The sequence below is a fragment of the Sandarakinorhabdus sp. genome (assembly GCF_041689835.1).
GTDB lineage: Bacteria > Pseudomonadota > Alphaproteobacteria > Sphingomonadales > Sphingomonadaceae > Sandarakinorhabdus.
Map to the genome: position 1 here is coordinate 1 of NZ_JBDNFM010000126.1, position 9,072 is coordinate 9,072.

Below are 9,072 nucleotides of genomic sequence, written 5' to 3' on the forward strand. Positions count from 1 at the left end.
AAGACGGTCCCTGGATTCGGTTGTCACCCGGATGGTTATCGTTGTGGACGTCGTCATCACAAACCTCTTGTGCCGATTTGTACACAAGTTAGCACAGGAAAATCACAGGCGCAAGCTGGGGCTGCAGGCCCGCCCGAAAACGAAAGTGGGTGCAAGGCCCAGGCCCTGCCCGCCGGAGGCCCTTCTCCCGGCTACAACCGCCGCCTCAAATAATCCCGCCGCCCATGAACAACCGGAACGCGCCCACCACGATCACCACCAGATTGAGGTTCCGCCCGGCGTTTTTGCCCGACAGGAATCCCAGTCCCAGTCCGACCATGGCGAGTGGAATGATTGCCCAGTTGGCCCAGCCCAGAAAGGGCAGGAAGGCAAAAAACGCCATTCCGAGTGCGACCAGTCCGATCATGAGCGAGACGATGTTCAGCATGACTTGAATGTGGGGAGCACGACGCGCGGCGCAAGGTGTCGCAGCGGCAAAATTCACAGGCTTGCCGCGTCTTCGAATCGAGTTTACGTAAACGTTAACCACCGAGTTGGGGAGTAAGACCATGGACTTGAATTTCAGCGCCCAGGACGCCGCCTTTCGTGACGAAGTGCGCGCCTTCATCCGCGATGCCTACCCGTCGTATCTGCATGACAAGATCGATGAGGGCGAGGAGATGGCCAAGGAAGATTTCCTGGCCTGGCACAAGGTGCTGCATGAAAAGGGCTGGATCGTCCCGGCGTGGCCCGTGGAATATGGCGGCACTGGCTGGACCGCGACCCAGCGTTATATCTGGTCCGAAGAAACCGCCCGCGCCGATACCGTTCGGCTGATGCCGTTCGGCCTGTCGATGGTTGGCCCGGTGATCTACACGTTTGGCACGCCCGAACAGAAGGCCAGGTTCCTGCCGGGCATCCTGTCGGGCGAGGATTGGTGGTGCCAGGGTTATTCCGAACCCGGCGCCGGTTCCGATCTGGCTTCGCTGCGCACCCGCGCGGAGCGTTTTACGGGTGAAGACGGCAAGGAATATTACCGCGTCAACGGCCAGAAAACCTGGACGACGATGGCGCAGCACGCCGATTGGGGCTTCTTCCTCGTCCGCACAAATACCACCGTGAAGGCGCAGGAAGGCATTTCGTTCCTGCTGATCGACATGAAGACGCCCGGCATCACCGTGCGCCCGATCATCACGCTGGGCGGCGAGCATGAGGTCAACGAAGTCTGGCTGGAAGACGTGATCGTGCCGGTGGACAACCGCGTGTTCGACGAAAACAAGGGCTGGACCTGCGCCAAGTTCCTGCTGGCCCACGAACGCACCGGCATCGCCGGCGTCGCTGCATCCAAGCGCGGCGTTGAACGTATCAAGGATGTCGCCCGGAAGACCGAAGATGGCGGCGAAGCATTGATGGCCAACCCGTTCTTCAAGCGCAAGATCGCCGAACTCGAAGTTGATCTGGCCGCGCTGGAATATACCGAACTGCGCACGCTTGCCGGCGAAAGCAGCGGCAAGGGCCCCGGCCCGGAATCGAGCTTGCTCAAGATCAAGGGCACCGAAATCCAGCAACGCCTCACCGAACTGGCGCTGGAAGCCGCCGGCACGTACGGCGCGCCGTATTTCCGTTCGATGGGCGAAGGCGATAACAGCTTCGCCGTCGGCCCGGACAGCGGCCGCCGCGTCGCCCCGGTGTATTTCAACATGCGCAAAACCAGCATTTACGGCGGATCCAACGAGATCCAGCGCAACATCATCGCAAAGATGGTGCTGGGACTTTGATTCAGATGCCCCGGCAGCGCCGGGGCATCAACTTGGGGACGGAACATGGATTTCAATTTCAACGAAGAACAAACCATGCTGCGCGACATGCTTTCGCGTTACCTGGCTGATACCTACACGTTCGACGCCCGCCAAAAGGTCGTGCACGGCGGCAAGGGCTGGAACCCCGCCGTGTGGCAGGCCTTTGCCGAAGAACTCGGCGTGCTCGGTGCGCCCTTTGCCGAAGCCCACGGCGGCCTTGGCGGCGGCGCGGTTGAAAACATGGTGGTGATGGAAGAAATGGGCCGCGCCATCGTGCTCGAACCCTATCTCTCCACCGTGGTCATCGGCGGCGGCGCCCTCAAGCATGTTGGCGGCGCGATTGCAGATGCCGTGATCCCCACGATCATCGCCGGCACCACCCGCATCGCGCTTGCCGCGTATGAACCACAGGGCCGCTATTATCTGAACGACATCACCACCACGCTGAAGGGCGGCCAGTTGAATGGCCACAAGGCCGTGGTCGAAGGCGCTGCCCACGCCACCCACCTGCTGGTGACGGCGCGCACCGCCGGCGGCCAGCGCGATGCCGGCGGTGTGGCGCTGCTGCTGATCCCGGCCGACGCCAAGGGCATCACCCGCCGCGATTATCTCACCGTGCACGGCACCTCGGCCAGCGAGGTTTATTTTGAAAATGTCAGCATCGGCGCCGAACATGTGCTGCGCGAAGAAGCGCTGCCGCTGATCGAAGCCGTCATCGACGAAGCCACCGCCGCCCTGTGCGCCGAAGCCTGCGGCGTGCTCAAGGTTCTGCACGCCTCCACCCTCGATTACGCCAAGCAGCGCAAGCAGTTCGGCAAGGCGATCGGCGATTTCCAGGTCATCCAGCACCGCATGGTCGATATGTTCATGGAAGTCGAACAGGCTGTTTCCATGACCATGATGGCGACGCTCAAGCTGGACACCGCCGAACGCAGCGCCGCCGTATCGATGGCCAAGGCCAAGGTTGGCAAGGCAGCCAAGTTCGTCGGCCAGAACGCCGTGCAGGTTCACGGCGGCATCGGCATCACCCAGGAACTTGCCGTCGGCCATTATTTCAAGCGCGCCACCCTGATCGAAAACCAGTTCGGCAGCGTGGATTTCCACCTGTCCCGCTACGAAGGCATCGCACTGGCGGCATAAGCGCCGGCTGCAACGCCAACGGAAAAGGCCGGGCCAGGGCGCCCGGCCTTTTGGTTATTTGGCGCCTAGTGGTCAAAATGTGACGCTTGGTACCCATTGCAGTGAAGACCGCTTTCGACCCAGTTTCGGTCGGTCGTCGTTGGGCTTGGGAATGACTGCTTGTGGTGGTGAGCGGTCGGTCGGCTTCTAACCGCTTAGACGCTGGTGCTGCTCCCACCTCAGTGCGGCGCGAGTCCCAGTTCGACGCCAGTCTTGTCGTGCAATGCGAAGCGGTCGACGATGTCGGCGCTGGCATGGTTGTAGCCGACTACCTCTACTTCGCAACCGTCGCGTCGCAGGCGCGCGACGATCTTGTCGAGTGCGCCGACGCCGGAGATGTCCCAGAAATGCGCCCCGGTTACGTCGATTAGCACCCGGCGAGCGCTACTCTCGGTCTGGAATGCCCGCGTGAAACGATCGACGGACGCGAAGAATATCTCGCCCGCGACGCGATACGTCGCCTGCTCACCGTCGGCTGACACGTCGCGCTCGACCGAGAACATCCGCTGCACCTTGCCGGCGAAGAAAATGCCAGACAGCAACACGCCGGCGAGCACACCGAGCGAAAGATCGTTAGTGGCGACCACCACCACGACGGTAGTCACCATCACCACGGACGACGTTGGCGGGTGACGGCGCAGGTTCGGGATCGAGTTCCAACTGAAGGTGCCGATCGAGACCATGATCATCACAGCGACGAGCGCCGGCATAGGTAGACGCCCGACGAAGGGGCCGAGAACCGCCAGCAGGAAAAGGAGAAAGGCTCCTGCCACGAAGGTGGAGAGCCTGCCGCGCCCGCCGGATGTCACGTTGATGACTGACTGGCCAATCATGGCGCAGCCGCCCATGCCACCAAACAGCGCCGCGACGATGTTGGAGCCGCCCTGGCCGGCGCATTCCTGGCGCTTGTTGCTGTCAGTGTCGGTCATGTCGTCCACGATCTGGGCCGTGAGAAGCGACTCGAGCAGGCCGACCGCAGCCATGGTCAGTGAATAGGGAAGGATGATCCGCAGCGTGTCGAGCGTCAGTGGGACCTGTGGCAGCACAAGGCTTGGCAGCCCTTCGGGAAGCTTGCCCATGTCTGCTACCGTGTTGACGGACAGGCCAAGGCCGATGCTGATCGCGCTCAAGACCAGGATCGCCAGAAGCGGAGACGGTATCGCCTTGGTGAGCCGAGGGAAGCCGTAAATGATCGCCAGGCCGCCGGCGACCATGGCATAGGTCTCCCAACCGACGTTGGTGAGTTGCGGCAGTTGCGCGATGAAGATGAGGATGGCAAGCGCGTTGACGAAACCGGTAATAACCGACCGCGACACGAACTGCATGACGAGGTCGAGCCGAAGCAGGCCCGCGACGATCTGGATGAAGCCCATCAGGATCGTCGCCGCGAACAAATACTCGACGCCATGGTCGCGTACCAGCGGGACCACCAGAACCGCGACCGCCGCGGTGGCGGCGGACACCATGCCGGGTCGACCACCGATCAGCGCAATGGTCATGGCGATCGCAACCGACGCATAGAGACCGACGCGCGGATCGACGCCCGCGATGATGGAGAAGCCGATCGCCTCCGGAATGAGCGCGAGCGCAACAACGATGCCGGCCAAGACGTCGCGGCGGGCGGCGGGGCCGTCAGTGAACCATTGGCGCCGGTAATCGAGGAAATTGAATGTCATTGATTATCCACAACAGGGCACATGCGCCGAATGGCGTTTCAGAATTGCGTGCGTGTGGTTGTCCGGCGGGTCGGCGGCCGGAATAGCCACCCGGATTTACACCGGGTCCTTGCGAATGCTGGTTCTATACCGGATCAGCATTCGAGAAAGCAACAAGCTGACGGACGCGTCTTGTAGAGAGAAGCGGCTTTGTCCGTTAGCGGCCGCTAATGGCGAAAACTGTCGTTCGTCGTAGCCTTAGTGAATGGCAATTAAGTCCCAGCTCCCGTCATTCGCACACCCATCATGACGGCAACCAAACCGCGGCGTTGCCCTCTAGATCAGATCGCCCCCCGCCGCCGACGCCGTCGTGCCGTGCGCCTGATACGCCTTGATCACGTTGCGGCCCACCGTCCAGCGGTGCACTTCGTCCGGCCCGTCCACCAGCCGCTGCGATCGGATGTGCGTGTACCAGCTCGCCAGCGGCGTATCCTGGCTGTATCCCAGCGCGCCGTGCAGCTGGATGGCGGTATCCACCACCTTGTGCACCATGTGCGCCAGGAACACCTTGGCGATCGAATTTTCCTGCCGCAGGTCCATGCCCTTTTCGGCCTTGTAGGCGATGTGCAGCAGCATCAGCCGCGCCATGTAAAGTTCGCTGGCACAATCGGCGAGCATGAACTGCACGCCCTGGCGTTCATGCAGCGGCTTGCCGAAGGTTGATCGCTGGGTGACATGCGCGGTCGCCAGATCGAGCGCGCGCTGCGCCATCGCGACATTGTGCATCCCGTGGCGCAAGCGGCCATAGGCCAGCCGGTGCTGCCCCATATTGAAACCATTGCCTTCACCGCCGAGCAGATTTTCCGCCGGCACCACCAGATCCCTGATCTCGATCTCGCTATGGCCGCCGCCCATCACCTGGCTCAGCGGGCCTTCGATGGCCATCGTCTTGATGTCACGCTTGATGACATATCCGGGGTTGGGCAGTTCGACGATGAAGGTTGAAAACTGGCGGTGGCGCGGGGCATCCGGATCGGTGCGGGCCATCACCACGGCCAGATCGGCAGCACTTGCGGCCGACGAGAACCATTTTTCGCCGTTCAGCACATAATTTTCATTGCCGTCCTTCACCGCGGTGGTGCGCATGCCGGTGGCATCGGCACCGGCGGCCTTCTCGGTCATCGAATAACAAACGCGCTTGTCACCGTTCAGCAGCGGTTTCAGGAATTTTTCCTTCTGATGATCGGTGCCGTGCGCCAGCAGCGTCAGCATCGTTGCATCATCCGGCCCCTGGCTGTTCATCGACAGCGCGCCGAGGTGGCTTTGCCCCAGTTCCATCTGCACCAGCGCATTGGCCAGCGGGCCCAGCCCCATGCCGCCATGTTCCACCGGGATGAACGGCAACCACAGGCCTTGGCTGCGCGCCTTGGCCCGCAGCCGCGCCAGCACGGTCTTGTAGTCGCCGCCGTCGTGAAGTTCCGTTTCCGCCGGCCGGCATTCATCGTTCACCCATTGGCGCACCCGTTCACGAACGGCCTTGGCTTCGGCTGGAATTTCGAAATCGATCGACATGGCTTTGGCTCTCCCCGCCGTTTTTCAGCGGCCAGCTTACTCGGCAGGCGAGGACCCGCAACCTATTACCTCTCCCCATCGGGAGGAGGTTGAGAGACGCCGCAGGCGGCCCGGGAGAGGGGCACGCGACACCACGCCGAATTGCAGCACGCCTCCGCCCCGGCCACACCCGCCGCCATGACCACCCTCATCCCCATCCTCGGCGATCAACTCTCCCACAGCCTCGCCAGCCTGCGCGCCGCCACCCCCGCAAGTGCCGTCGTGCTGATGATGGAGGTGACCGAGGAAGCCACCTACGTCCCCCACCACCCGCAGAAAATCGCACTGTTCTTCAGCGCCATGCGCCATTTCGCCGACGAACTGCGCAGCCTCGGCTGGACCGTGGATTACGTCGCCCTCGACGATCCCGCCAACGCGCAAGATTTCGCCGGCGAAGTCTCCCGCGCCGCCGCCCGCCACGCCGCCACCAAGATCGTCACCGTGGCGGCCGGCGAATGGCGCGTGCTCGACAGCCAGCAAACCTGGGCCGACCGCACCGGCTTGCCGGTGAGCATCCTCGACGACGACCGCTTCATCTTCAGCATCACGTCGTTCATGGCCTGGGCCAAAGGCCGCAAGCGCATGACCATGGAGGATTTCTACCGCGTCGTGCGCCGCCAGACCGGCCTGCTGATGGACGGCGACCAACCCATCGGCGGCCAGTGGAATTTTGATCAGGAAAACCGCAAATCCGTGCCCAAGGGCCACCGCTTCACACCCCCCGTCCGCTTTGCCCCCGATGCCGTCACCAGCGATGTGATGGCGCTGGTTGCCGGCCGTTTCGGCAATCATTTCGGCAGCATCGACGGCTTCCGCTGGGCCGTCACCCGCACACAGGCACTCGAAGCCCTCGATGATTTCGTGCGCCACCGCCTGGCCGGCTTCGGCGATTATCAGGATGCGATGGTCACCGGCGAAGATGTGCTCAACCACAGCCTGCTCTCGCCCGCGCTCAACACCGGGCTCCTGTTACCGCTCGAAGTGTGCCAGGCCGCACAGGCCGCCTACCACGCCGGCACCGCGCCGCTGAACGCCGTCGAAGGCTTCATCCGCCAGATCCTGGGCTGGCGCGAATATGTGCGCGGCCTCTATTGGTTTGCCGGGCCGGATTACACCAGCCGCAACCATCTGAACGCTACCCGCCCGCTGCCCGCCGCCTACTGGGGCGCACCCACCGGCCTCAAATGCCTGGCCGAAGCCGTGGACAACACCCGCCGCAACAGCAGCGCCCACCACATCCAGCGCCTGATGATCCTGGGCAATTTCGCCATGCTGGTCGGCACAGATCCCGCGCACGTCCACCGCTGGTACCTCGCCGTCTATGCCGACGCGCTGGAATGGGTGGAGGCGCCCAACGTCATCGGCATGAGCCAGTTCGCCGACGGCGGCCTGATGTCCACCAAGCCTTATGCGGCCGGCGGCGCCTACGTGAACCGCATGAGCAACCACTGCAAAAGCTGCGCCTACGACGTCAAACAACGCACCGGTCCCAAAGCCTGCCCACTCAACAGCCTCTACTGGGATTTCCTCGCCCGCCACGAAGACGCACTCAAAAACAACCAACGCCTGTGGCGCATGTACGACGGCTGGCGGCGGTTTGCGCCGGACGAACAGGTGCGGATCAGGGAACAAGCCGCCGATTCCATGGCCACCCTCGCCTGACCCTGATTTTCCCGTCACCCCGGACCGTCACCCCGGACTTGATCCGGGGCCCCGCTTCCTCCTCCGAGGCACCCACCCCATGCCCAAACGCACCTACCCCGCCGACGCCAGCCGCATCATCGTCGCCGACGATCTGCAAGACGCAGTGCACGACAAACGCGAAGGCTGGCGCGCCAACCCCACCAAAGCCCGCCGCCGCCAACGCCGTTACACCGGCCTGCTGACGCGGGAACTGATGAAACAAGGCGGGGTGGAAGCGGAAGAGTAAGGAGGGCCTCCGGCGGGCAGGGTCGCAGACCCTGCACCCGATTTATTTAGGGCGGCGGTGTTGAGGGAGTTGCGGGGCCTTAGGGGGAATATCAACATGTTATCGCCGGGATATGTGGCCCCGGAACAGCGCAAAGCGACTCCATATCAACAGCTTAGCGTAAGTAAATGGAATCTAACGAAGATTCTTGACTTAAGGTCGCCCTTGTGTGATTTTGCTTGTGGTGGTGAGCTGGCTGTCGGGTCGCAGGTATTCATATTCCAGCGGCGTCATCTGAAACGCTTGACGTTTGATGTTGGGCTAAAAGGTCAGTTGTTAAACGCTTCCGGGCACCACCACTGTCGTGGATAACCGTAATGACTAAAAATGGCAGATTGGTCGGCGTCGAGGTTGGCCTTCTGCATGCTCGGTAACAACTTGACACCAAAGCCCGCTATCTGACCTTGGGCCTGATCGGGATACCGTCCCATTCGGGGCGCAAGCAGTTTGGCAAACTGAGGGTCGCAAGCGCCTGTATCATACTTATCGCAAGCCTTGAAAAAGGCGCTGGCCACAACATCCGCAAGCTGCAACCCATCACGATCCAAGTGCGGGTACACTTTAAGCAAATCTGCCTGCATAACTTCCCATTGAACCCGGCCCCACGGCAAATAGGGGTTGCTCTGCTTCATCCGCATCCACTCATAATAAGCCTGCATTGGACTGTATTTGAGGCCGCCACGCGCACTATACTCGATGCGCAGCTTTTTCGCGGCACCACACTCCTTCATTGATTTATCTAGCACGAACCTTGTGACCCTCTCCAGCAATAGGCGGGTCATCCAGCAGTAAAACCAATTTGATGAAGGTATCTTACCTGCGAATGGGTTTTGATAACCTTGCATATTCTTTTTGTTAGATGCGACGACAAAATATCGCG

Annotated in this window: 8 protein-coding genes and 1 other annotated feature; of the genes, 4 read left to right on the forward strand and 4 right to left on the reverse strand. The window is 61.8% G+C overall.

From position 1 onward, the window contains the following. Positions 1-205: 205 nt before the first annotated feature. Positions 206-427 (reverse strand): hypothetical protein, encoded by a 222-nt coding sequence (locus ACESL8_RS06700; protein ID WP_372917110.1) that lies wholly within the window; start codon positions 425-427, stop codon positions 206-208. A 121-nt stretch (positions 428-548) separates the two neighbouring features. Here ACESL8_RS06700 and ACESL8_RS06705 point away from each other — a divergent pair, with 121 nt between their 5' ends. Beyond that, complete coding sequence (locus ACESL8_RS06705) at positions 549-1,757, forward strand: acyl-CoA dehydrogenase family protein (RefSeq protein ID WP_372917112.1); 1,209 nt, start codon at positions 549-551, stop codon at positions 1,755-1,757. Between the two features lie 45 nt (positions 1,758-1,802). Beyond that, positions 1,803-2,918, forward strand: a complete 1,116-nt coding sequence (locus ACESL8_RS06710; protein WP_372917114.1) for an acyl-CoA dehydrogenase family protein — start codon at positions 1,803-1,805, stop codon at positions 2,916-2,918. A 218-nt stretch (positions 2,919-3,136) separates the two neighbouring features. On the opposite strand, the gene ACESL8_RS06715 is transcribed toward ACESL8_RS06710, so the two are convergent. Together ACESL8_RS06715 and ACESL8_RS06720 are read right to left on the reverse strand one after the other, a co-directional pair. Further along, entirely contained in the window at positions 3,137-4,633 is a 1,497-nt protein-coding gene (locus tag ACESL8_RS06715) for a SulP family inorganic anion transporter (RefSeq protein WP_372917116.1), read from the reverse strand. 56 nt (positions 4,634-4,689) lie between these two features. Further along, positions 4,690-4,745 (reverse strand) — a sequence feature (sul1 is cis-regulatory element that is thought to sense ions involved in sulfur or methionine metabolism; They are found in Alphaproteobacteria). A 203-nt stretch (positions 4,746-4,948) separates the two neighbouring features. Further along, positions 4,949-6,184: an acyl-CoA dehydrogenase family protein gene (locus ACESL8_RS06720; RefSeq protein WP_372917118.1), complete on the reverse strand. Its 1,236-nt coding sequence runs from the start codon at positions 6,182-6,184 to the stop codon at positions 4,949-4,951. Between the two features lie 177 nt (positions 6,185-6,361). Between ACESL8_RS06720 and ACESL8_RS06725 the strand changes: the two genes are divergently transcribed. Beyond that, positions 6,362-7,885, forward strand: a complete 1,524-nt coding sequence (locus ACESL8_RS06725; RefSeq protein ID WP_372917120.1) for a cryptochrome/photolyase family protein — start codon at positions 6,362-6,364, stop codon at positions 7,883-7,885. A gap of 79 nt (positions 7,886-7,964) precedes the next feature. Then, the gene (locus ACESL8_RS06730; protein WP_372917122.1) at positions 7,965-8,153 is read left to right on the forward strand and encodes a hypothetical protein; all 189 of its coding nucleotides are present in this window, start codon (positions 7,965-7,967) and stop codon (positions 8,151-8,153) included. 308 nt (positions 8,154-8,461) lie between these two features. Here ACESL8_RS06730 and ACESL8_RS06735 read toward each other — a convergent pair. Then, the coding region (locus ACESL8_RS06735) for a hypothetical protein (RefSeq protein WP_372917124.1) at positions 8,462-9,072 on the reverse strand (611 nt) is incomplete at its 5' end.

Excerpts from the sequence above, each read along its gene's own strand:
- ACESL8_RS06700 (WP_372917110.1), bottom strand. The coding sequence starts at position 427 with ATGCTGAACATCGTCTCGCTCATGATCGGACTGGTCGCACTCGGAATG.
- ACESL8_RS06705 (WP_372917112.1), top strand. The coding sequence starts at position 549 with ATGGACTTGAATTTCAGCGCCCAGGACGCCGCCTTTCGTGACGAAGTG.
- ACESL8_RS06710 (WP_372917114.1), top strand. The coding sequence starts at position 1,803 with ATGGATTTCAATTTCAACGAAGAACAAACCATGCTGCGCGACATGCTT.
- ACESL8_RS06715 (WP_372917116.1), bottom strand. The coding sequence starts at position 4,633 with ATGACATTCAATTTCCTCGATTACCGGCGCCAATGGTTCACTGACGGC.
- ACESL8_RS06720 (WP_372917118.1), bottom strand. The coding sequence starts at position 6,184 with ATGTCGATCGATTTCGAAATTCCAGCCGAAGCCAAGGCCGTTCGTGAA.
- ACESL8_RS06725 (WP_372917120.1), top strand. The coding sequence starts at position 6,362 with ATGACCACCCTCATCCCCATCCTCGGCGATCAACTCTCCCACAGCCTC.
- ACESL8_RS06730 (WP_372917122.1), top strand. The coding sequence starts at position 7,965 with ATGCCCAAACGCACCTACCCCGCCGACGCCAGCCGCATCATCGTCGCC.